Consider the following 22,131-nt stretch of genomic DNA (forward strand, 5'->3'; position numbering starts at 1 on the left):
GGCTTTCCCCTGCTGGAAAATCTTCTGCGTTTCCAGAAAGCCGTTCAGGGTGTTGGCTTTCGTTCCCGCCGTTTCCACAATCTGTTTGGCGGTGTTGATGATGCCCTGAGCCAAGTTGCCGGGGTCTGACACCACCCACTGGGCGGATGCCCTGCCCATGAAGCACAGGCATACCGCCATAAGAAGAATCGTTCTTTTCATCATTTTTTGTTTTTAGGATTTGTAACACGCCTGTATTCGCCGCCGGGCAGGAGCGTTATCCGGTCGTTCTTTTTGTCGTAGGTGAACTGTATGCCGAAGCCTGTTTCAATGAACAGGCAGCCGTTCTGCTCTGTCACCGGATAAGTCGTTTCCAATACCCTGCCCCTGACATTCGCTTTACGGGTGACGGTGTATCTGCCGTCCGTTTCCGTGAGTGTGAAAGCCGGGTGTCCCCTGACGTGTACCCAGTCGCCCCGCATCCTTTCCAGTTCCTTGCTTTCACTGTCCTTGCAGCCAGCCAGCAGGCAGGCGGACAGCAGCGTGTAAATCAGGTTGTCCATTAATTTCATATCGTTTATTTTTAGGTGGTTGATAATCCGGGATTTCTTTTGCTCTCCGCAAGCCGTTTGACAGCCAGTTCAAGGTTGCCGCCCAGCTTGTCGGCAAGGGCGAACAGTTCCGTTTTCTCGCTTTCTTCGGTCGTGTACGTGTAATATTCCTCCAGCGAAACTTCCGTTGCGTACACCGCCGACTGCGTGCCGCCCAGCGAGAAGAACACTTCCTTATACTTCCGTCCGGGATGGTTCGCCATATTGATGGACAATATTTGCGAACGTTCCTTGTCGGTCAGTCCCAAGAGGGTCTGTATGCTGTCGAACTTGTTGAGATATTTCCTTTGATCTAACAGAATCTTGCAGTCCGAATTGTTGATGATGCTCTCTTTCACGATAGGCGAGGAAATAATATCCTCCACTTCCTGCGTTACCACAATCGCTTCCCCGAAATACTTTCTGACGGTTTTGTACAAATATTTTATGTAGTCCGCCATGTTCGCCGACGCTATCGCTTTCCACGCTTCTTCAATCAGGATTAATTTTCTTATTCCCTTCAATTTGCGCATCTTGTTTATAAAGGCTTCCATGATGATGATGGTCGTTATCGGGAACAGTATTTTGTGGTCTTTGATATTGTCCAGCTCGAAGACAATAAAGCGTTTGTGCAGCAAGTCCAGTTCCTTGTCGGAGTTGAGCAGGTAGTCATACTCGCCGCCCTTGTAATAGGGTTCAAGCACGTTCAGGAAGCCGTCAATGTCAAAGTCCTTTTCCCTGACATTCTTCTGTTCAAGCTGTCGGCGGTATTCGTCCCGGACAAACTCGTAGAACGTGTTGAAGCAGGGTGTTACCGACCTGTCGCCCGTGATGCGTTCGATATAGGCACTTACCGCATTGGACAACGCCACTTCTTCCGACCGCTTCGGGGCTTCATCGTCCCGCTTCCACAGGGTGAGTATAAGGGTCTTGATACTCTCTTTCTTCTCGATGTCGAATACCCCGTCCTCGACATAGAACGGGTTGAACGCTATCGGGTTCTCGTTGGTGTAGGTGAAATAAATCCCGTCCTCGCCGTGCGTGCGGTTGTGGATAAGCTGGCACAGCCCCAAATAGCTGTTGCCCGTATCTACCAGCAGCACGTGCGCCCCCTGCTCGTAATACTGGCGTACCATGTGGTTGGTGAAGAAAGACTTCCCGCTGCCGCTCGGCCCAAGTATGAACTTGTTGCGGTTGGTCGTGATACCTTTCTTCATGGGCAGGTCTGATATGTCGATGTGCAGCGGTCGCCCGCTCACCCTGTCCACCATTTTGATGCCGAAGGGCGAAAGCGAACTCTTGTAGTTCGTTTCTTCCACGAACAGGCAGAGAGCCTGCCCCAAGAACGTGTAGAAACTTTCTTCCGCCGGGAAGTCCCCCTCGTTGCCCGGTATGCCCGCCCAAAAGAGCGTGGGCGTATCGACCGTGTTGTGGCGTGGCTTGCATTCCATCAGGGCAAGCTGGCTTCCCACATCGTTGCGTATGCGTTTGAGTTCCTCCCGGTCATCGCTCCAAGCCATGACGTTGCAGTGGCAGCGCACGGAAACAAGCCCCTTGCTGTGCGCTTCGTTCAGGTACTCGTCTATCCATTCCTTGTTTATCTGGTTGGCACGGGAGTAGCGGGAAAGCGACTGCATGTTCCGGGCGGTCTGCTCGAACGTTTTCAGGTTTTCGGCATGGTCGTCTATGAAGATGTATTGGTTATAGACGTGGTTGCACGACAGCAGCACGCCCACCGGGGCGGCGAATGACAGGCGGCAGTCGCTCCGGTCGGTGGAAAGCTTTTCAAACCGTGTGTCCGTACCGACCTTTTCCGGCAAATCTTCCACGTCCGAAAGCGTGTGCAGGCACAGTATGTCATCCCCGACACGCATTTCTTCCGGGTAAAGCCCGATGTCTTTCAGGCAGGTGGTATCTGTCTGCGAGAGCGAGAAGTATTTCTCGATGATGCCAGCCTTTCCGTCCTGCCCGGTGATTTCCGGTGCCGCCAGCCGGGTAAGCGTGACAAACCCGCTGTCGTTCATGATCCTTTCAAACTGTCCGACCGCTTCGATGAATTTCATAGCCGTTTCCCTGTCCGCTATCTCCTGCGGAACAATCCTGCCCCGGCAGAGGGTGGAGAAGTCGCTCTGTCGGCGGCTTCTCTCCCTTGTCGTCTTTGTCAGGAACAGGTAACAGTAATGGTTCAGGAACGGGCGTTCATTGAAGTGCCGCTCAAAACTCCGGGACAGGAAACTGAGTTCGTCCCTTCCGGTGTCAGGCTGGTAGTTCTCCGTGATGAAGAAGTCCTGCTTGTGTACTATGGAATAGTCGGGCAGTACCTTGATTGCCTTGTACCATGCCGAATGTATGGCTTCATATTCGGCACTGGTGACGGTGAACAGTTCGGGCAGTTCCACCCGGAAAGCTACCGTTATGTCGGCATCCTTTGAAATGATGCAGCCGTTCTCCACCGCCAAAAGGGGAAATTTCCTTTCCAGCGTGGTAGCCTTTAACATATTCCTCATGGTCTTTCTTCCTTTCTATTTTTATAGGTAAATAATCTGGGTATCGCCTTTCGGCTGATGATGAAGCGGGGATGTCTTTTGCGGGCGGCAGCTTTCATCAGTCCGTGCGTGCCGTACTTGGCGTTGAGCCGGAACGTCTGCCATACGAGCAACAGCGAAGCCGACACGATGAAACCGATACATAGCCACTGGTTCACACCTGCCATGAACAGGACGATGAACACCACGAACACGGCGAGCAGGCCACCCGCAAAGATGAAAAGGTACTGGCTTTTCAGCCCCTTGAACTCCACCGGTTTTCCGATACCCCTGTTTACCGGATATTCAGACATAGCCGCCGTTTTAGAGGAAGAACGAACGCAGGATAGTGGCGGCGACAATCAGGAAGATGCACGCCCCGAACCAGCTTGCGGCGGTCTTGCTGGTATCGGGGTCACCGCTTGAGAACTTGTTATACACCTTTACACCGCCAATCAAGCCGCAGACCGCCCCGATTGCGTACACCAGCTTTGTTCCGGGGTCAAAGTAGCTGGTTATCATGTTGGTGGCTTCGGTAATGCCTGCCTGTCCGTTACCTTGTGCGTAGGCACTTACCACAGCGGCAAGGAGAGCCGCCGACAAAAAGATTTTCTTTTTCATTGCGAATTGGATTTTAATGCCGGGACAGCGGGTGGATAGTCCGCTGCCGCACGGCGGATGAATAATTTGAAATTTTAGTGGTTGCGGCACGGATGCCGTCTGTTGTTGTCAGTATTGCCAATCAACCGTAATCATGTTGCTTCATATCGTTACTTGTTATGTTACAGATACTCGTTCATGTCGAACGCTTCGTATTCCCCGCTGGTATTGCCAGTTCCGGCGGGATCAGCCGCAGCCAGTTCCGCTTCGTTGCGTCCCAGCAGTTCCGCCACCTTTGCCAGCCCGCCGTTGATATTCTCCACCACCGCATCGTAGAGGTTCGTCCCCTCAATCCGTGCCAGCGTCACGGCGGCTTGCCGCTGTTCCGCTTCGGTGGAGTTGTCGGCGTTCGCCGTGCGTACCGTTTCGCCCAGTTCCTCAAAGCTCACGCCCGCAGCCCTGCCCATATCATCGTACCCGTCCATGTACCCGGATATTTCTTCGCCCTCGTAATCGGGTTCGTCATCCCCGTAGTCGGGTGTTTCGTCCGGTTGTCCGGCAGCTTGCGCCGCAAAAATAGTATCATTTTCAGCCGCTTGCGGGAGGTGTCCCGATTTGTCCTGCACTGTCCCGATTAGTCCACCCTTGTAGCGGCTCTCGCCTATTAGCGTGTAGCCGTCCGCCAGACTTTCGGGAACGGTTTTATCATTTGTTCCCTTTTCGAAACGCCTGTTGTCCGCATGGCGATACCACAGCCACAGGGCGATATAGTACACCAGAAGCCCGGTAAGTATGCAATAGGTTACCATAGTCATACAGGCTTTTGGAAGTGGCTTTCGTACAAGGCGTTTATCTCGTCTTGGTACTGTTCGAAGTGCCGCAGCAGAATATTTTCCACGTAGCTGCTTACCGTCACCTTGCGCCCGCCTATCACCGTCACGATACGCATCAGTTTCTCGTGGGTGGCTCGGCTCACGTACAAGGGTTGTCGGTCTGCCAGTTCCACTTTCTGGAAGTAGGTTTCCCGGTAGTCGCCCGTGCAACCCTTGCGCCTGCGGGGTGTCGGTTTCTCCATCCGTACCGTTTCCGTCTGTTGTCCCTCTTGGGGGATGCCCGTTTCGCCGCCGGGGTTCGGTATGTCCTCCGGCTGCTTGTCCTGCTTAGTGGGGACACCCTGCGAGATAAGTTCCCGCATGAAATCCTCGTCTATTTTCGGCAGAGTGCCGTTTTGCTTTGCCATATCATTGTAATTTAATGTAATACATCATTTCTGTTATCAGTTCTTCCAAGTTGCTGCCCCTTACCAGTGGGCGGCTGGCGGGAAAGAGCGTGGAGCGGAACACCGCCTTCCTGTCCGTCACCAGTTCTTTTTTGTAGCGTTTGGTGTCGGGGATAAAGGTTTTCATCAGCGGCAGTTCCAGTTCCTTTATCGTCTTGTCATAGGCGGCATAGAGGTCGGTTTTCTCCCGACCGTCCACCATGTTCCAGAAGAGGTACAGCCCGGCAAGGCGGCAGGCTTCATTCCTCACCAGCAGCTTTTGGATAGCCACCGCAAACGACAGGCTGCTTTCAAGAACCACCTTATCGGCGGAAATCGGGGTGAAGATATAGTCCATGCCCGCAAGGGAGTTTATCACGCCCTCGCTGTTCACCGTGCCCGGCAGGTCAAAAAACACGATGTCCGGTACGTGTCCGGCTTCTGCCGTATATCCGTCAGCCGTGGCTATCGCCTTTTCGGGCGAACTGCACAGCACCGGGTAGGCTTTCTTCCCCAGACGGGTGAACTGTTCATACGCCATGCGCTTGTAATCCTCGTCCGCCCCGACCTGTTCGGCATCCCGCTTGCGCATCCCGGCAATGGAATGTTGCGGGTAGTCGCAATCGACTACCGCCACATCGTAGCCTTTGAGGTAATAGAGGTAACTCGCCGCAAGCACGGTAAAGGTGGTTTTGCCGACCCCGCCCTTTTGGGTGGAAAAGGCGACATAAAGGGGTATTTTCTCGTTTTCCATATTGCTTCCGTTCATTATTGGTTGATATATTTGTTTATTGCTTCCAATCATTCGGGCTTTCCATATTGCAGGCTTGAAATATGGAAAGACTGCTTTATTTCAATCTTGCTTTCCTGCTTTCCTGCTTTCATTCTTTCTTGAAATCCAGCAATCACGTTTTCTTGAAATCCTGCTTTCAACCGTTCTTGCCTGATTGAAATGTGTCTTTCAATCTTGCTTTCAATCTTGAAATCTTATGCAAATAAAAGGAGAAAAAACGTCCGTTTTTAGATGTGTCCCGATTTGTCCTTTCGTGTCCCGGTTTGTCCACCAACTGCCTATTTTACAGCATTATAAATCACCGTTACTTTGCAGTGGAGTAACGAGCCGCAAGGGGTAAAGACGTGTAACGGTGCTGGTGGACGGCAGGGCTTGCCGCCTGATGCAGACCCCAATCCGTCCCGGACGGATTTTCGATTTTCGCCAGAAAATAGCAAGGTGTGTTTCGTGGCACACGAAACCGTTTTCCGTGCCTGAAAACACCTTGCCCCTTGCGGGGGTAAAAACCACTCCGAAGTCGTGATTTTTTAATTCAAGAAAGTATGGAAACAAGGAAAAACAGCAAGGGCGGTCGCCCCGCCCTCCAAGACCCGGCGAAACATCGCCATGTCCTTTACCTGAACGACCGGGAGAACGCCCGCTTCCTATCGCAGTGGGAGCAGTCGGGCGTTTCGAGCAAGTCCCGTTTCATCGCCGCACGTATCTTCGGCGAGCCGTTCCAGGTGGTGAAAGTGGACAAGTCGGCGGTCGAGTATTGCGCCCGACTGACCGAATTTTATGCACAATTCAGAGCGGTAGCGGTCAATTACAACCAAGTGGTAAAGGCTCTAAATAGTAACTTTTCGGAGAAAAAGGCACTGGCTTTTCTCTATAAACTGGAGAAAGCGACTACCGAACTGGCTATGTTGAACCGTCAGGTTATCGACCTGACAAACGAGTGCAGGGAACTATGGTTGCCAAAATAAGTACAGGAAGTTCCATGTTCGGCGCACTGGCATACAATCAGGAAAAGGTGGACAACGGGGAAGCAAAGGTGCTTTTCTCCAATAAAATGCTGTTGGACGAGGACGGGCATTCCAGTATCGGCGGGTGTATGCGCAGTTTTGAAATGCAGATGCCCGTCCATTTGTCCACCAAGAAGCCGATATTGCACATTTCCATAAACCCGCACCCGAAAGACGTGCTTTCAGACCAGCAGTTGTCTGACATCGCACGGGAGTATATGCGGAAGTTGGGCTATGGTGACCAGCCTTATTTGGTCTATAAACACGAGGACATCGACCGCCACCATATCCACATCGTGGGCTTACGGGTGGACGAAAACGGCAAGCCGCTGAATGACAGGTTCGAGCACCGGAGAAGCAAGCAGATTACCCGTGAACTGGAACGGAAATACAACCTGCATCCGGCGGAGAGAAAGGAGCGTGCCGAACGCCCCGAACTTAAAAAGGTCGATTACGCAGCCGGGGACGTGAAGCACCAGATTGGCAATACCGTGAAAGCGGCTTGTTACGGCTACCGCTTCCAGTCGTTCGGGGAGTACAGGGCGTTGCTTGCCACCTGCAACGTGTGCGCCGAGGAAGTCAAGGGGGAGATAAACGGCAGACCCTATCAGGGCATTGTCTATTCCGCCACGGACGATAAGGGCGAAAAGGTGGGCAACCCGGTAAAGGCATCCCGCATCGGCAAGTCGGTGGGCTACGAAGCGGTGCTGTGCAGGATGGAAAAGTCTGGCAAGGCGATTAAGGACGGGAAGCTGAAAGAGCGTACCCGGAAGATTGTCGCCGCAGCCATGCAGACCGCCCGTAACCGACAAAAGTTTGAACAGGAACTGAAACGGCAGGGCATTGACGTGGTGTTCCGGCAGAACGACAGTGGGCGCATCTATGGCGTTACGTTCATCGACCACGACAGCCGGGTGGTATTGAACGGTTCACGTTTGGGCAAGGAGTTTTCGGCGAACGTGTTCAATGACCTGTATTCGGATGTCCAAACGGGACAGACCGAAAGCGTTGCTCCGCAGCGGGGACAAGAGCAGGACTTCACGCAGCAGCCGCATACGGCGGCACGGCTTCCGGTCAGCGGACTGGGCGGGTTGTTCGGCGGATCTTCCATAGGAGAAGAACCGCCGCAGGACACCGCCGGGCAAAAGAGAAAGAAGAAAAAGAAGCGCACAAGACGCATCGAATAACTTAAAAACATACGACTATGCAACAGGAAGATGATTTGAGGGGGCTTGCAAGGGTCATGGACTTTATGCGGGCAATCAGTATTTTATTCGTGGGAATAAACGTGTACTGGTTCTGTTACTCCAGCCTAAAAGGATGGGGAGTAACCTTTGAGGTGATTGACAAGATTTTGTGGAACTTCCAGCGTACCACCGGGCTGTTCTCGTCCATGCTGTGGACGAAACTTTTTGCGGTGGTGTTTCTCGCCCTGTCGTGCATCGGGACAAAGGGGGTGAAGAACGAGAAGATAACTTGGACGAAGATACATTGCTGCCTTGCGGTGGGTTTCGTCCTGTTTTTCCTGAACTGGTGGCTGCTGGAACTGCCCTTGCCGCATACGGCGGACACAGCATTTTACATCGCCATGCTGTCTGCGGGCTATATATGCCTGCTCATGGCGGGTACATGGATGTCCCGCCTGTTGAAGAACAACCTTATGGATGATGTCTTTAACACCGAGAACGAGAGTTTCCAGCAGGAAACCCGGCTTATCGAGAACGAGTATTCGATAAACCTGCCAACACGTTTCTATTATAAGAAGAAATGGAACAACGGCTGGATAAATGTGGTGAACCCGTTCCGTGCCAGCCTTGTGCTGGGCACGCCGGGAAGCGGAAAGTCATACGCGGTAGTAAACAATTACATAAAACAGCAAATCGAGAAGGGTTTTGCACTCTACTGTTATGATTATAAGTTTCCCGACCTGTCGGAAATAGCATATAATCATTTGCTCACGCATTTGGACGGCTATAAGGTCAAGCCCAAGTTTTACATTATCAATTTTGACGACCCACGCAAGAGCCACCGATGCAACCCGATAAACGCCAGCTTCATGTCGGACATAGCGGACGCTTACGAAGCCAGCTACACGATAATGCTCAACCTCAATCGCAGTTGGATAACCAAGCAGGGCGACTTCTTCGTGGAAAGCCCGATTATCCTTTTGGCGGCTATCATTTGGTATTTGCGGTGCGCCCATAAGGCGGTGTAATAAATATCTATTTAGCAATAGATTAGGTTAGAGTTCTATGAAAATAAGACCTACTGTCATCCGACTTATCCCAGAGGGAAACCCGAGGGGGAGTGTAGCATGTCGGAGAAGCCATAAGTCAGCCAACTGCCACGCTGCGACTGAATGGCAAGACAGAAAGACGGACATGAGGATGAAGCCTGAACTGGTTGAACAACAATCCAGTGGCACATACCAGGGCTGTGGCGGAAGGCAGTTACCAACGCCATATCGCATGTACCCCAGCAAGTGTTTAGGTTGTATGGGGCAAAGAACTGACTGCGACACGTCTGCAATAAGCAGATTAACGGACGAACGTTGCATCCGACAGTCTGTCATGCTTGTTATTACACCCGCTAAATGGGGATTGCCTAAACCGAAACGCCGAAAGGCTATAGAAGTCGTTCTTGAATATTCGGCATGGCAACGGAGCTTCCGTAATAGTCCGAGCAGGGTAATGCCCTGCACATGGCGAAGGGAAGCAGTTATATAATCAATATAATCAAAGGAAAATGTGAGAGACATTATGAGAAATCCAAAGAATGTATTGAACAACTTAGTGAAACACAGCAATGTATCGGGCTATAAGTTCGAACGGTTGTATCGTATTCTATTCAATGAACAGATGTTCTATACCGCCTACCAGCGAATCTATGCCAAACAGGGCAATATGACCGCTGGGACAGACGGCAAGACAGTTGACGAAATGAGTATTCAGAGAATAGAAAATCTAATCTCCAAGCTTAGAGACGAAAGTTACAAACCCAACCCAGCCAAAAGGGTCTATATCCCTAAGAAGAACGGAAAGAAACGCCCGTTGGGCATCCCTTCTTTTGAAGACAAGTTGGTGCAGGAAGTGGTACACATGATACTGGAAGCCATATACGAGGGAAGTTTTGAAAATACCTCACATGGATTCAGACCACGTAGGAGTTGCCAGACTGCATTAACCCAAATTCAAGATACGTTTCTCGGAACAAAATGGTTTATAGAGGGGGACATAAAAGGCTTCTTCGACAACATAGACCATAACGTTCTGATTGGCATACTCGAAGAACGCATAGCGGACGAGAGGTTCATAAGGCTCATCCGTAAATTTCTGAACGCTGGGTATATTGAAAATTGGAAATACAGACACACGTACAGTGGAACTCCGCAAGGCGGCATCATTAGTCCCATACTGGCTAATATTTACCTTGACAAGTTCGACAAGTACATGGAGGAATACGCCCAATCTTTCAATAAAGGCGCAAGCAGAAGATTGGATAAGGATTACCGTCGGATTAAAGACCGTAAGAACAAGCTGGAAAAGAAACTGAAATCCGAAACCGATACAAAGGTACGGAAAGACCTTATTGATAAAATCAAAGGGTATTACCGACAGATGCAACAAATGCCTTGTGTCATGGAAATGGATGAAGAGTACAGACGGTTGAAATATGTCAGATACGCAGACGATTTCTTGATTGGGGTTGTCGGCAGCCATGAAGAATGTGGGCAAATCAAAGCGAATATCACACAATTCATGAAAGATAAGCTAAAACTTGAACTGTCGGCAGAGAAAACGCTTATAACCCAAGCACAAGAAAAAGCTAAATTTCTGGGATATGAAATAACCGTACGCAACTCCAAAGCCACCAAGAGAGATAAGAATGGAGTGCTCAAAAGAATGTTCAACCGCAAGGTTGTACTTCTACTCCCGAGAGAGGTGGTCAAGAACAAGTTGATTGACTACAAAGCCATGAGGGTTATACAAACCAATGGCAAGGAGGATTGGAAGCCAAAGGCACGCAGTTATATGATGAACTGCAAACCGGAGGATATTGTAGCCCAATTCAATAAGGAGATAAGAGGATTCTACAATTATTACTCGATAGCGAACAATGTATCTACTCTTTGCAAAAGGTTCGGTTATATTATGGAATACAGTATGTACAAAAGCATCGCCAAAAAGCAAAGCAGCAGTGTACGGAAGATTAAAAAGAAATACTCGAAAGACAAAGACTTTGTAATCAGTTACACGGATGCAAAAGGGCAATGCAAATGCCGTGTGTTATATAATGAGGGTTTCAAGAGAAAAGACGCTCAATGTGATGCTAAATGCGACATAATGCCAAACACCAATTTTCTGCCAGCCTCAAGCCTTGTTGAGAGACTAAAGGCGGAACAGTGCGAGGTATGCGGAGCGCATGGCAAAACGGTGATGCACCATGTTCGTGCCTTGAAAGACTTGACAGGCAAGAACGAATGGGAACGCATCATGCTCAAAATGCACCGTAAAACATTGGCAGTCTGTCCAGAATGTAATGCTAAAATACATGGCAATGTATAACACTAAGTTGAATTATAACGGAGAGCCGTGTACATGGAGACATGTAAGCACGGTTCGGGGGCAGGCTCTCGGAAACCTACCGCAGAAATGCGGCAAGGCGCCGAGTGCCGAGCCTACCATCTATCAGGGCGGCAGGTATTGCACGTTTCCCCATGCCATTGAACTGTTGAACAAGAAATACGCCGATGTGTTCACGATTTTGCGCAGCTATCCCGAACTGGAAAATTATCTTTCCCCGTTCGTGGACGCTTGGGAATCAGATGCCCAAGAGCAGTTGCAGGGGCAGATAGCGAGTGCCAAAATACCGCTTTCACGTATGATAAGCCCGGCACTTTACTGGGTAATGACGGGTGATGATTTCTCGCTGGATATAAACAACCCGAAAGAGCCTAAAATACTGGTTGTCGGCAATAATCCCGACCGCCAGAACATCTATTCGGCGGCACTGGGATTGTATAACAGTAGAATTGTGAAGCTGATAAACAAGAAAGGTCAGCTTAAAAGTTCGGTGATTATAGACGAGTTGCCCACTATCTACTTCCGTGGTCTTGACAACCTGATTGCGACCGCCCGAAGCAACAAGGTGGCGGTTCTGCTTGGCTTTCAGGATTACAGCCAGCTTACTCGTGACTACGGGGACAAGGAAAGCCGTGTGATACAAAATACGGTAGGCAACGTGTTCAGCGGTCAGGTGGTCGGTGAAACGGCAAAAATCCTGTCGGAGCGTTTCGGGAAGGTGTTGCAGAAACGGCAGAGCATGACAATCAACCAGCGGGAGAAGTCCACCTCGATAAGCACCCAGATGGACAGCCTGATACCTGCCAGCAAAATATCCAACCTCACGCAAGGCATGTTCGTGGGGGCGGTGGCGGACAACTTCGATGAACGGATAGAACAGAAGATTTTCCACTGTGAAATCGTGGTGGACAACGAGAAGGTGAAACGGGAAACTGCCCGTTACGTGAAGCTGCCGCAGATTATCGACTTTACAGACAAGGACGGCAACGACCGTATGCAGGAAGAGATACAAGCCAACTACGAGCGCATCCGTCAGGAAGTCCGGCAGATTGTCGAAGACGAGATAACCCGTATCAAGAATGACCCGGAGCTACGATATTTAATAAAGGAAGGATAATTTTCTCCTTCCTTTATTATCAATTTTTTATCCTCTAGGTGGATATGGATCTGACTTTTTAGGATATGTTCTTTCTTCTTGGATTTTACCATCTGTTTTATGAATTCTAATAGATGATTCGGGTTGTCGTTTAGCAATTTCTATTGTTTTTTGAACGACTTCTGCCTTAGTGCTTCCAACAACAGATGCTCTTTGACCTTTTTCCAGTTTACCTTGCCAACCATTTTCTGTTTTTGTTACATGATAAATTTTTCTCATATATATTTTGTTTTAAATTATACTCTAGATACAATCCTTGCTGCTGTTTTTATGTCAACAGTGTGGACACCAATTGACTGTAAGATGTGTCGCATATCATTAAAAACAGGTTCTTCTTCTTTTGGATCAGAAATTGTTAGAATTGCCGTAAATGGAATGCCTTCACTAGGAATATTTTCTCCATCTCTAGTTAAATATTCTACATCAAGTTTCCATTCCGTAGAAGGACCAACTCCTTTTGAAAAGTATTTTTCATAAACCTTTATTGGACTCCATTTGAATGTATGTTCAATTTGATCTTTTTCATAAAGTCCACCTTCTCCAGATTCGGGGGCATAAATAGCATCTAACCGTCCTTTATATTTACCATTGCTTTGAAGCTGTCTTAATCTTGCATCAATGTTTACACGTATAAATTCCGCTCCAAATTTATAATCAAGCGGAGGGGTACTAACAATTGTCAATCTGGCTTTGCCTGTACACTTTCCTTTCTTTACAAGACATGATGGCCATGTAAAGTTAAAGCTAAGTTTTCTACCTGTCGTAATCCTATTTGCAAAAACTAAAGTAATAGCATTATCCCCACCGTTCAATATTTCTGAAGAGCTTAACGGCATACCAAAACCAACTAAATGTTTTGCAACACTACTTAACTGCTTGTGTCTGAAAGGTTCTGGTATAACAGCATAATGGATAGATAAAGCTATTAAAGTTTCTCTAGAAACTTCCCCTTCTATTTTATTTTCTAATGCTGCAATAGTTTTTGCTACATTTGGAGCTGCATAACTAGTTCCACAGCCATCCTCAATTAGTCCGTTCTCATTTATTGAGAAAAGGCCATAACCCTTTGTGATATTTTTTGTTCCACTTCCTCCAACATGAGCTAAGTCCGGTTTTAACCCAGTTCTAGAACTAATGCCTTTACAGCTATAATTACTTAACCCATAAGCAACAACACCATCAATATCTGGTGGATTTAAGGCTGATACACTTATATTGCGGCAACTTTCAGCAGGAACTTTAAGTGCATCATTTCTTGTTGTCACTAAAGTTTTTAATGCAGCGACAGGATCTGATGGTCATTCTTTCCTCATCTGTGCTGGATGAGTGTTACCAGCCGAAATAATAAAAATAATATCATTGTCTTCCGCAATTTTATCTAAGATTTGAGCTGGAATACTATACCCGCTTGATGTTACGTGTTCTTCAACATTAAGGCTGAAATTAAATATACGTACTCCTGTTCTTGCTTTTAATTCTTGGACGGCAATTTCTAATTCATTAAAAAACTCTAAAGGCTTAGAATAGTAAGAATCGTAAAATTTAGAAGGAAGAATATCAAGATCAATAATGTAACATCCATCTAATTCTTTGCAAACACTATTTAGGCTTCCTCCTAATACTGCCAATCCTGCTATAAAACTCCCATGTTGCTCATTTTTATCTTCTGGACTAATTAACCCCCATCTGTCTTGAATCCAATTTCCCAATATATTTGAAACGCCTCCATCTACTACACATAATTTGGGGTAATTCACTTTTGGATCTATGGCTGGTATTGTTGCCGGAGAACCTAAATTAATAGAACTATTGCCACCTCTAGTTATAATAGGAGGCAAAGTTATTCTTTTTACTAACGGATGTCTATCCAAGAAATCTAATAGTTTCTCGTGTTGTTTATAATCCAAACAAACAGCCTTATGATTTATATTTTTTGTAGCTGATGATTGTAGTGGAACCATTTGTACTATAGGCATTCCACCTTCTTCTAGCTTTATTCCATATAAAACAGCTGCTCCTTTATCCTGTTTAATTTTTAATGCGTATAGTCCAGAACCAAAGTTCTCAAGTCCATTTATGAATGTACTGAATAATTGTCTTTTTTGTATACTTAATGTGTCCCAGTCTTTTTTAGCTGGTGGATCTTCGAATAATTCAACGATGTATGCTCCTCCAGAACGTGAGTCCGATAACCATTCTATAGCTTCTTTTATTGAAAACTTCCTTTTATCGCTTTTTGTGTGTTGGGAGATATGATCAATTGCTCCTATTTCACTACGTATTCGACTTGGATAAGGGATATCTTTTCCATCTATATTTTTCTTATTTGTAGTTGTTTCCGCTTTGTCCATTTTGCAAGAAACACGTTCAATACTTTCTGGAGTTAATTCTACATATAACTCCCCAAGCTCTCCAGCTCCCACAATGGGTGTAATATCAGGCTTAAAAATAGCATGAGTTGGACAGTGGCTTTTTGCCAGAGCAGATTGTCTTAAAGTGATTTTTGCATAAGAAACAGGAGCAAATTCATTATCAATTTGCAGTTTTTTTATTTCACGTAATTGCTGAGTTAACAGCTCTCTATGTTCAATAAATGCAACATCGTTGTCAGCAAAAAAATCTGTGGATGGTCCCCCTCCTTTATTTTCAACTTCTTCTATAAAATTATTGGTATTTAATACCACTTGTATTGGACTGTTTCCCATAATATATAAATATTAAATTATTTCATTTTTGATTTTAGTTTACTCAAAGAAGATGTGGTCATTCCAAACATTGGAGCTATATCAACTTGCTTGAATGTATATGTTTCATCCTCAATAAGCGCATTAATAAATTCCTCGTCACTTTTTAATATAGCATTTTTCTTTTTTTCAGTTACGCGTCCTGAATTTAAGAGTGTAAATTGTTTAATAATATTTGATGCCGTTATATTGTTATCAACAACATAAGCTCTCTTTATCCATTTTGCTAGCATTTCTATATCTGCTCCAGAAGCTTCTTCTATACACCAAGCGAAAAGTTTAATTTCATTTTCTCCAAAATTAAGCGGATAAAGAAATTTTTTAACAAGCTCTATTATAATTTGCGGTGAAGGTTTAGGGATTTCTATTTGGACGTCAAATCTTCTCCACACTGCAGGATCTAATAATGCTTCATGGTTTGTAACTCCAATTGTAAAACCACAATCCTTTCTGCTATCTAAGCATTGGAGCAATGTGTTCACAACTCTTTTTACTTCCCCTACTTCTTGAGGATCATTCCGTAATTTTGCAATTGCATCAAATTCATCAAGCAAAAGAACACAATTGTATCTATTTGCGAATGAAAACAAATTGCCTATATTTTTAGCTGTAGTTCCTAAAAAAGAGGACATCAACCCTTCTAAACGAGCCAAAACCACAGGCAATCCTATTTGCTTAGCTATCCACTTCGCTAAATGAGTTTTTCCCGTTCCTGGCAGTCCATAAATCAAGCAAGAACTTGCAGGGGCTGCATTAATCTCAAGTAATTGATCAAATTTTGACCATTCGTTTATTATAGAAAGAATAGCATTTTTGATATTGTCATCAAAAAGAGGAATTTCATCTGGCAAGTCTTCATTAAAGAACACTTCTGCGATAGGGATAGAAGTTTCTTTATCAACAGGAATAGAAGTCTTAGATGTTATTACTTCTCCTTTGTTCATTGCAAATGATTGCTTAATTCGACTAGGGGTCATTTCTATAGATTTTTTTGATGACGCAAGGAGAGATTCTATTGACTTGGCTTCCTTTTCATTTCCATCTTTCTTTAATGCATCTTTAAGCCTATTTATTTGTTGTATAACCGCACTATTGGGAGTTGCCAATGCAGACCGACATAAAGCTTGTATAATATTAAAATGTTCCATTATTTCTGATATAAGTAAATTATTTCGCAAATATAACAATTAATTTCCATAATCAAAATATAATTTCCATTTTTTATTTATTAATTTCCTATTATATGGATTTGTTTATTAAAGCATGCTGCCTACTGGAACAAACAGACAAGATTTGATTCATATAAAATTAAGCTTGCCATATTATATAGTCAAATTCAGACATTGTAGGACAAATCGGGACACTCATTGCCGCCTGTCAAAATATAGCATATTTAGTCGTTACCTTTGGACGGGAATAATCCCGTAACCACTAAAATTCCAATTATTTATGGCAAACAGAATGAACCCGCCCGCAGAGGGGCAGGAAAAAGACGTGCTGCTGGTCTTGGATAAACAGCAGGGGAAAGTGAGTGCCGTTAAAGGTATCGACAACGAGGGCAATTTGCAGACCGTAGAACCGACCCAATCCCATAGCGGTGAGTTTATGCAGGTGGACAGGAACAGCGATGTGTTCAGCAACTTCATTTCCAATTTTTTCCACAGGTATCAGGACACGGAGGGACTGGCTTTGTTCCGCAGCAAGGCTACGGAAGCGGAACAGGACGCAAAAGCTATCGAGGACAACCACCGCAACCCCACGCCGGAGGGCGACAGACGGGCGGAAATGTTGCGAGTTCCGAATCCCGACAATAACGGGGGCAGGCAGAATTTCCGTTTCGACCCGGCTAAAATCAACTGGGAGGACTTGAAGAAAGTCGGCATTACTGCCGACACGTTGAAAAACACAAAGGATTTCGACAGGGTGATGCGTGGCTACAAATCCCGCAACACCTATACCGTTTCGGGGACGGTAGGCGGCTTCTACCTTAAACCTACCGATGTCAAGCTCTCTTTCTATCAGGCAAAGGACGGGACGGTAGTGCCTAAGCTGCACGGCGTGCAAATGGATGAAAAGCTGCTTCAACGCCCGTATAACGGGCACGAATTTCCCAAGCAGGAACAAGGAAACCTGCTGGGAACTGGCAATCTGGGCGGTATTATCCAAATCAAAGACCCGAAAAACGGGGAGCAAATCCCCGTGTTCGTCAGCCGGGATAGGTACACTCACGAACTGGAGTACATGCGGGCAGACAAGTGGAAATGTCCCGATACCGTTTGTGGCGTGAAAGTAAGCCCGGAACAGAAAGCCGCTTTTGAAGCCGGGAAACCCGTCAAGATGGAAAACCTGCAATTCAAGGACGGGACGAAACGCAGTGCCTATCTTCAAGTCAGCGCAGTGGAGCGTGGTTTGGAGTTCCTGCCGAGGTCTGCCGTCCAGTTCTTGCAGCAGGGGCAGCAGCCCGCACAGCAGCAGGTCACAGGATTAAAGGACGGCAAGGGTGTGGAGTTCAACGGTCATGTGCAGCCCGGAGTACAGGGCAAATCCTCCGGCAAGGTGCAGCCGAAAGATGTTATCCCCGTTTCCGAGAGCCGGACGCAGGTAGCGGTCAATTCTGGAGGAAAGACAGATGAAGCTACCAAGCAGACCAAAGAGCCGCTGAAACAGGGACAACAGAAACCCACCGCCAAGCAGAAAGAGAAACAGGAAAAAGCACAGGACAAGAGCCTGAAAGCGGACAAGTCCAAAAAGTCCAGAGGGATGAAAATGTAGTACCTACCATTAAAAAGTGAAGAATTATGATTGCATTGATAGCGGAAAAGCCCAGCGTGGCAAAAGACATCGCCCGTATCATCGGGGCGACACAAAGGAATGACGGGTATCTGTCCGGCAACGGGTACATGGTGACATGGGCGTTCGGGCACTTGATACAGCTTGCCATGCCCGAAGCCTACGGCGTGGCAAATTTTCGCAGGGAGAGCCTGCCCATACTTCCGTCCGATTTCCGGCTAATCCCCCGTCAGGTGAAAGCCGAAAAGGGCTACAAGGCAGACCCCGGCGTGTTGAAACAGTTGAAAGTGATTAAGGAGGTGTTCGACCAGTGCGACAGGATTATTGTCGCCACCGATGCCGGGCGTGAGGGGGAATTGATTTTCAGGTATATATTCCATTACCTGAACTGCCGCAAGCCTTTTGTCCGGCTGTGGATAAGCAGCCTTACCGACAAGGCTATCCGTGAGGGGATGGACAATTTGCAGCCGGGCGGACATTACGATAACCTCTACCTCTCCGCCAAGTCCCGCAGTGAAGCCGACTGGCTGATAGGGATAAACGCCACCCAAGCGTTGAGCGTAGCCGCCGGACAGGGCGTGTTCTCGTTGGGCAGGGTGCAGACACCCACGCTCGTGATGATATGCAGCCGTTTTTTGGAGAACAGGAATTTTGTCCCGACCAAGTTCTGGCAGCTCAAAGCGGCGACCGCCAGCGGGGGAATAGGTTTCACCGCCCAATCGACCGACAAGTGGGAACAGCAGTCCGATGCCATAGCCGCCCTGCAACGGGTAAAGGATGCCGGGCAGCTTGTGGTGAAGTCTGTTGAGAGGAAAGAAACCAGCCAAGAACCGCCCCTTTTGTACGACCTTACCACGCTGCAAAAGGAAGCGAACACGAAGCTGGATTTTTCAGCGGACAAGACGCTTTCGATAGCACAAAGCCTGTATGAAAAGAAAGTGATGTCCTATCCGAGAACCGGAAGCCGTTATATTTCGGAGGATGTTTTCGAGGAAATGCCGGAGCGCATCGCACTGTTGGGAAAATACCCCCGCTTTGCCGGATATGCCGCCAGCTTGAACAGCAACACACTGAACCGCCGCAGCGTGAATGACGGCAAGGTAACCGACCACCATGCTTTAATCGTTACCGAAAACCTGCCCGATGAACTTTTCGAAGATGAAAGGGCGGTCTATGAACTGGTAGCCGGGCGTATGCTGGAAACCTTTTCGGACAAATGCGTGAAAGACGTTACCACCGCTGTATTGTCCGCCGGAAATACCGATTTCACCGTAAAAGGGGCGATAATGAAAGAAGCCGGATGGCGGGCTGTGTTCAACGAACAGGAAGCAGGCGAGGACGGAGAAGCTGCCGGACTGCCACAGCTTCAGGAGGGAGAAACCTTGTCGCTCTCCGGCGTGGATCTGCTCGAAAAGCAGACCAAGCCGAAGCCGCTGCATACGGAAAGCAGCCTGCTTGCCGCAATGGAAAATGCGGGCAGGGAACTGGAGGATGCCGAATTGAAAGCCAGCCTGAAAGATGCCGGGATAGGTACGCCAGCCACCCGTGCGGCGATTATAGAAACATTGTTCGCACGCCAGTATATCGTGCGTGAGAAAAGGAATATTATACCCACAGAAAAGGGACTTGCCGTTTACAGGATTGTCAAGGACAAGAAGATTGCCGATGTCGAAATGACGGGTATGTGGGAAACCGCCCTTACCAAGATAGAAGCGGGCTGTATGGATGCCGACACATTCAGGAAAGGCATCGAGGTCTATGCCGCCCAAATCACGGCGGAACTGCTTTCCGTACAACTGTCCATTGCTGGAGGTGAAACCTGTCCATGTCCGAAATGTGGCAGCGGACGCATACTATTCTACCCGAAAGTGGCGAAATGTTCCAACGTGGACTGTACGCTTACCATATTCCGTAACAAGTGCGACAAGAAACTGACCGACAAGCAGGTTGTCGAACTAGTGACGAAGCGGAAGACCGAGTTAATCAAGGGCTTCAAGGGAAAGAACGGCAAGGTTTTCGATGCTTCGCTGGTATTGGACGAACAGTTCAATGTCGCTTTTTCATTCCCTGAAAAGAAAGGAAAACCGAAGAAATGACTTATCTTTACCGCTGAAATTTCATTGTGATGGGTTTTAAGGCTTATGATAATTGAAATTTTAGTGGTTGCGCCCGGAGGGAAACCGGGCGCATTTTTTATTGCTGCTGTAAGTATAGAATCAGTTCATTCGCATAATCTTTAATGAAAGACACTTGATTATCACTAACCTTTTCTCCATGTATTGCATAATTACAGATAGCCAAAATTTCTCTTAATGGATTATATATATTAGTATTTAATATATTGTCTTTTAATAAAGTCCTGATAATTTCCATTAAAGGAATAGGTTTATTTGATTTGGGGTAATACTTCTCCCAAATACGTCGAAGTTCAATTTCTATATTATATCGAACCTTAAATAATAAAAGATTTGCATCAGGAATATCAAGATCTATTTTTGAATTATGTTTTAATTCAGGAGTTATTTCTTGTTTGATTTTTTCTTCTATATCTCGTAATTTACTTTCTGGAGAAGGCTTTTCATAATTTTGTATATATACAGACTGAACGTGATTTGAATGTATTTCAGTCTTAATGTCACCAACTTTTACATTTATGTATTCTTTCAAATCATCTAAGCTTTGTTTTAGTTTTATTCCTAATAAATCTACTTCTGGAAATATAGGGACTAACATCAAAGCTATGAAAATAAGAAATATTACAGTATCAGTTTGATTAGAGTTTCCATTAATAATCTCATTGATTCTATGACATAAAATATATCCTGATACTAAAATAAGTATTAACCACCAAGTAACCTTAAACCAATTAGGAAATTTCATAACTTACTATTTTTTTGCAAAAATACGATAATCGATTAAACCCTTAAAAATGATGAGTATAAAAAATCATCCATAATACAGAATTTATCCAATTTCCATTTGGAATCTAAGGTTTCACACATAAATCTGACTCCTTCTCCAAGTATAATAGGTACAGTATAAACGGTTAAACAATCTAATAAATTAGTTTTTATCAAAGACGTGAGTAATTTACTACTGCCTATAACTAATAAATCATTTTCTTGTTTTAATTTATATACCTGATTTAGCGGTTTATTTGTCAGAAAATCCACACCACAATTTGGTGTAACATTAATATCATTGCTGGACACAACAAAAGAACGCTTTCCTTTATATGGCCATCCTCCCCAATGTTCGAAAATGTAGGTGTAAGTATTTGTTCCTATCAAAAGTGTATCAGCAGCTGCAATTTCTTTTCCAATCTGTGATTTTACTGACTGTGGTATCCAGTCCAATTCATAGTCTGGGGTTGCAATAAATCCGTCAAGAGATACGGCAATGTGCGCTTTTATTTGTTTCATACTATCAGGTATTTAACAGTTTAATATTCGTATTCAACTGTCCGCCAGTACCCCAAAAAAGCGTGGTTCTTACACTGCTTCAATGCGAGGTACTGGCATACCCAAATGTGGAAACAGGCAAGACCACGCTATGACAAAGCATAGCATATCCTGCGCTGAATATCCCCACATTTTGAAAAGTGCCAGTTTTCGCATCGGGACGTTCGGCGGAACGCTAATTTTCAATATTATATATAAAGACGAAATCACAGTCAAAACTGTTCAATCGCCGCTATTCTCTTGTACTACTTTTGCAAATGTAGTGAAAATCATTGAGAAATCATGGCGTATAATAAAAAATCCCGCCGTGTTATCACAACAAGGCAGGACAAGGTTAATTGAATGATGACAAAAAACACTGTCTAATCCGTGCGCTCACGAATAAGCCTGTGTATGTCGCTTGCCCGATAGTAATATTTTCCGTCCAGAAGAAGATAGGGCAATATGCCTTTCTTCCGGTAACGCTGCAAGGTCTTGACGCTCACTTTGAGCATAAAGCATAAGTCCTGATTGTCGAGCAGCTTTTCACCGTTCAGGCAGTTGTGGCTGTTCATCAGACGGTCTATCTTTTTATCCTGCATGTCGAGCCTGTCCATGATACGCTCCATCCATGCCACGAAGTTGTCATTGTCTATATACATAAGCTAC

At 46.2% G+C, this 22,131-nt stretch carries 20 protein-coding genes and 3 pseudogenes; 8 read left to right on the forward strand and 15 right to left on the reverse strand.

Annotated features, from left to right (window positions below):
• From WKT12_RS12290 to WKT12_RS12325, 8 genes are all read right to left on the reverse strand, one after another.
• Positions 1-201 (reverse strand): DUF4141 domain-containing protein (locus tag WKT12_RS12290; protein WP_340319855.1); only part of this gene is annotated, 201 nt, incomplete at its 3' end.
• Complete coding sequence (locus tag WKT12_RS12295) at positions 201-551, reverse strand: DUF3876 domain-containing protein (RefSeq protein ID WP_269877100.1); 351 nt, start codon at positions 549-551, stop codon at positions 201-203. The genes WKT12_RS12295 and WKT12_RS12290, both read right to left, overlap by 1 nt.
• A gap of 11 nt (positions 552-562) precedes the next feature.
• Complete coding sequence (locus tag WKT12_RS12300; protein WP_269877101.1) at positions 563-3,076, reverse strand: TraG family conjugative transposon ATPase; 2,514 nt, start codon at positions 3,074-3,076, stop codon at positions 563-565.
• Positions 3,073-3,408, reverse strand: coding sequence for a DUF4133 domain-containing protein (locus WKT12_RS12305; protein ID WP_269877102.1), 336 nt, complete (start codon positions 3,406-3,408; stop codon positions 3,073-3,075). Before WKT12_RS12305 ends, WKT12_RS12300 begins: the two co-directional genes overlap by 4 nt.
• Positions 3,409-3,418: 10 nt before the next feature.
• Positions 3,419-3,715 (reverse strand): DUF4134 domain-containing protein, encoded by a 297-nt coding sequence (locus WKT12_RS12310; protein ID WP_072531504.1) that lies wholly within the window; start codon positions 3,713-3,715, stop codon positions 3,419-3,421.
• A 161-nt stretch (positions 3,716-3,876) separates the two neighbouring features.
• The gene (locus tag WKT12_RS12315) at positions 3,877-4,503 is read right to left on the reverse strand and encodes a hypothetical protein (RefSeq protein ID WP_269877104.1); all 627 of its coding nucleotides are present in this window, start codon (positions 4,501-4,503) and stop codon (positions 3,877-3,879) included.
• 2 nt (positions 4,504-4,505) lie between these two features.
• Positions 4,506-4,934, reverse strand: coding sequence for a DUF3408 domain-containing protein (locus WKT12_RS12320; protein WP_195210769.1), 429 nt, complete (start codon positions 4,932-4,934; stop codon positions 4,506-4,508).
• Position 4,935: 1 nt separating this feature from the next.
• Positions 4,936-5,721: a ParA family protein gene (locus WKT12_RS12325; RefSeq protein WP_269877105.1), complete on the reverse strand. Its 786-nt coding sequence runs from the start codon at positions 5,719-5,721 to the stop codon at positions 4,936-4,938.
• Positions 5,722-6,287: 566 nt separating this feature from the next.
• Between WKT12_RS12325 and mobA the strand changes: the two genes are divergently transcribed.
• From mobA to WKT12_RS12340, 3 genes and pseudogenes are all read left to right on the forward strand, one after another.
• Positions 6,288-6,710 (forward strand): conjugal transfer protein MobA, encoded by a 423-nt coding sequence (gene mobA, locus WKT12_RS12330; RefSeq protein ID WP_269877106.1) that lies wholly within the window; start codon positions 6,288-6,290, stop codon positions 6,708-6,710.
• On the forward strand, positions 6,695-7,936 hold the full coding sequence (gene mobB, locus WKT12_RS12335; protein ID WP_269877108.1) for a conjugal transfer protein MobB: 1,242 nt from the start codon (positions 6,695-6,697) through the stop codon (positions 7,934-7,936). The genes mobA and mobB overlap by 16 nt, the downstream gene beginning before the upstream one ends.
• A 17-nt stretch (positions 7,937-7,953) precedes the next feature.
• Positions 7,954-8,943: pseudogene (locus WKT12_RS12340) on the forward strand (YWFCY domain-containing protein); the annotation flags it as partial.
• Positions 8,944-9,029: 86 nt separating this feature from the next.
• Here the strand turns inward: WKT12_RS12340 and WKT12_RS12345 are convergent.
• A complete protein-coding gene (locus WKT12_RS12345; protein ID WP_165356980.1) occupies positions 9,030-9,212 on the reverse strand; it encodes a hypothetical protein in 183 nt (60 codons plus the stop codon).
• A gap of 32 nt (positions 9,213-9,244) precedes the next feature.
• Here WKT12_RS12345 and WKT12_RS12350 point away from each other — a divergent pair, with 32 nt between their 5' ends.
• The 3 genes and pseudogenes from WKT12_RS12350 to WKT12_RS12360 form a co-directional block, all read left to right on the forward strand.
• Positions 9,245-9,475 (forward strand): hypothetical protein, encoded by a 231-nt coding sequence (locus tag WKT12_RS12350; RefSeq protein WP_270244982.1) that lies wholly within the window; start codon positions 9,245-9,247, stop codon positions 9,473-9,475.
• A 33-nt stretch (positions 9,476-9,508) separates the two neighbouring features.
• The gene (ltrA, locus tag WKT12_RS12355; protein WP_143722931.1) at positions 9,509-11,314 is read left to right on the forward strand and encodes a group II intron reverse transcriptase/maturase; all 1,806 of its coding nucleotides are present in this window, start codon (positions 9,509-9,511) and stop codon (positions 11,312-11,314) included.
• Between the two features lie 118 nt (positions 11,315-11,432).
• Positions 11,433-12,449: pseudogene (locus WKT12_RS12360) on the forward strand (TraM recognition domain-containing protein); the annotation flags it as partial.
• Positions 12,450-12,476: 27 nt separating this feature from the next.
• Here WKT12_RS12360 and WKT12_RS12365 read toward each other — a convergent pair.
• The 3 genes and pseudogenes from WKT12_RS12365 to WKT12_RS12375 all read right to left on the reverse strand — a co-directional run bounded on the left by WKT12_RS12365 (position 12,477) and on the right by WKT12_RS12375 (position 16,380).
• Positions 12,477-12,707, reverse strand: a complete 231-nt coding sequence (locus WKT12_RS12365) for a DUF2188 domain-containing protein (protein WP_269877111.1) — start codon at positions 12,705-12,707, stop codon at positions 12,477-12,479.
• Positions 12,708-12,724: 17 nt separating this feature from the next.
• Positions 12,725-15,193: pseudogene (locus WKT12_RS12370) on the reverse strand (S8 family serine peptidase).
• A gap of 17 nt (positions 15,194-15,210) precedes the next feature.
• Entirely contained in the window at positions 15,211-16,380 is a 1,170-nt protein-coding gene (locus WKT12_RS12375) for an AAA family ATPase (protein ID WP_269877113.1), read from the reverse strand.
• Positions 16,381-16,681: 301 nt separating this feature from the next.
• Between WKT12_RS12375 and WKT12_RS12380 the strand changes: the two genes are divergently transcribed.
• Positions 16,682-18,004, forward strand: coding sequence for a DUF3945 domain-containing protein (locus WKT12_RS12380; protein ID WP_340319856.1), 1,323 nt, complete (start codon positions 16,682-16,684; stop codon positions 18,002-18,004).
• Positions 18,005-18,030: 26 nt separating this feature from the next.
• The gene (locus WKT12_RS12385) at positions 18,031-20,118 is read left to right on the forward strand and encodes a type IA DNA topoisomerase (RefSeq protein ID WP_340319857.1); all 2,088 of its coding nucleotides are present in this window, start codon (positions 18,031-18,033) and stop codon (positions 20,116-20,118) included.
• A gap of 97 nt (positions 20,119-20,215) precedes the next feature.
• Here WKT12_RS12385 and WKT12_RS12390 read toward each other — a convergent pair whose 3' ends face one another.
• From WKT12_RS12390 to WKT12_RS12400, 3 genes are all read right to left on the reverse strand, one after another.
• Entirely contained in the window at positions 20,216-20,902 is a 687-nt protein-coding gene (locus WKT12_RS12390) for a hypothetical protein (RefSeq protein WP_249053071.1), read from the reverse strand.
• Positions 20,903-20,937: 35 nt separating this feature from the next.
• The gene (locus WKT12_RS12395) at positions 20,938-21,444 is read right to left on the reverse strand and encodes a dihydrofolate reductase family protein (protein WP_269877117.1); all 507 of its coding nucleotides are present in this window, start codon (positions 21,442-21,444) and stop codon (positions 20,938-20,940) included.
• A gap of 401 nt (positions 21,445-21,845) precedes the next feature.
• The gene (locus WKT12_RS12400) at positions 21,846-22,124 is read right to left on the reverse strand and encodes a helix-turn-helix domain-containing protein (protein ID WP_055095680.1); all 279 of its coding nucleotides are present in this window, start codon (positions 22,122-22,124) and stop codon (positions 21,846-21,848) included.
• Positions 22,125-22,131 lie beyond the last annotated feature (7 nt).

It is taken from the genome of Phocaeicola sp. HCN-6420 (assembly GCF_037890145.1).
In the GTDB taxonomy this organism is placed as follows: Bacteria; Bacteroidota; Bacteroidia; order Bacteroidales; family Bacteroidaceae; genus Phocaeicola.

Excerpts from the sequence above, each read along its gene's own strand:
- WKT12_RS12295 (WP_269877100.1), bottom strand. The coding sequence starts at position 551 with ATGAAATTAATGGACAACCTGATTTACACGCTGCTGTCCGCCTGCCTG.
- WKT12_RS12400 (WP_055095680.1), bottom strand. The coding sequence starts at position 22,124 with ATGTATATAGACAATGACAACTTCGTGGCATGGATGGAGCGTATCATG.
- WKT12_RS12350 (WP_270244982.1), top strand. The coding sequence starts at position 9,245 with ATGGGGCAAAGAACTGACTGCGACACGTCTGCAATAAGCAGATTAACG.
- ltrA (WP_143722931.1), top strand. The coding sequence starts at position 9,509 with ATGAGAAATCCAAAGAATGTATTGAACAACTTAGTGAAACACAGCAAT.
- mobB (WP_269877108.1), top strand. The coding sequence starts at position 6,695 with ATGGTTGCCAAAATAAGTACAGGAAGTTCCATGTTCGGCGCACTGGCA.
- WKT12_RS12320 (WP_195210769.1), bottom strand. The coding sequence starts at position 4,934 with ATGGCAAAGCAAAACGGCACTCTGCCGAAAATAGACGAGGATTTCATG.
- mobA (WP_269877106.1), top strand. The coding sequence starts at position 6,288 with ATGGAAACAAGGAAAAACAGCAAGGGCGGTCGCCCCGCCCTCCAAGAC.
- WKT12_RS12305 (WP_269877102.1), bottom strand. The coding sequence starts at position 3,408 with ATGTCTGAATATCCGGTAAACAGGGGTATCGGAAAACCGGTGGAGTTC.
- WKT12_RS12310 (WP_072531504.1), bottom strand. The coding sequence starts at position 3,715 with ATGAAAAAGAAAATCTTTTTGTCGGCGGCTCTCCTTGCCGCTGTGGTA.
- WKT12_RS12395 (WP_269877117.1), bottom strand. The coding sequence starts at position 21,444 with ATGAAACAAATAAAAGCGCACATTGCCGTATCTCTTGACGGATTTATT.
- WKT12_RS12390 (WP_249053071.1), bottom strand. The coding sequence starts at position 20,902 with ATGAAATTTCCTAATTGGTTTAAGGTTACTTGGTGGTTAATACTTATT.
- WKT12_RS12325 (WP_269877105.1), bottom strand. The coding sequence starts at position 5,721 with ATGAACGGAAGCAATATGGAAAACGAGAAAATACCCCTTTATGTCGCC.
- WKT12_RS12300 (WP_269877101.1), bottom strand. The coding sequence starts at position 3,076 with ATGAGGAATATGTTAAAGGCTACCACGCTGGAAAGGAAATTTCCCCTT.
- WKT12_RS12345 (WP_165356980.1), bottom strand. The coding sequence starts at position 9,212 with ATGGCGTTGGTAACTGCCTTCCGCCACAGCCCTGGTATGTGCCACTGG.
- WKT12_RS12375 (WP_269877113.1), bottom strand. The coding sequence starts at position 16,380 with ATGGAACATTTTAATATTATACAAGCTTTATGTCGGTCTGCATTGGCA.
- WKT12_RS12315 (WP_269877104.1), bottom strand. The coding sequence starts at position 4,503 with ATGGTAACCTATTGCATACTTACCGGGCTTCTGGTGTACTATATCGCC.
- WKT12_RS12380 (WP_340319856.1), top strand. The coding sequence starts at position 16,682 with ATGGCAAACAGAATGAACCCGCCCGCAGAGGGGCAGGAAAAAGACGTG.
- WKT12_RS12385 (WP_340319857.1), top strand. The coding sequence starts at position 18,031 with ATGATTGCATTGATAGCGGAAAAGCCCAGCGTGGCAAAAGACATCGCC.
- WKT12_RS12365 (WP_269877111.1), bottom strand. The coding sequence starts at position 12,707 with ATGAGAAAAATTTATCATGTAACAAAAACAGAAAATGGTTGGCAAGGT.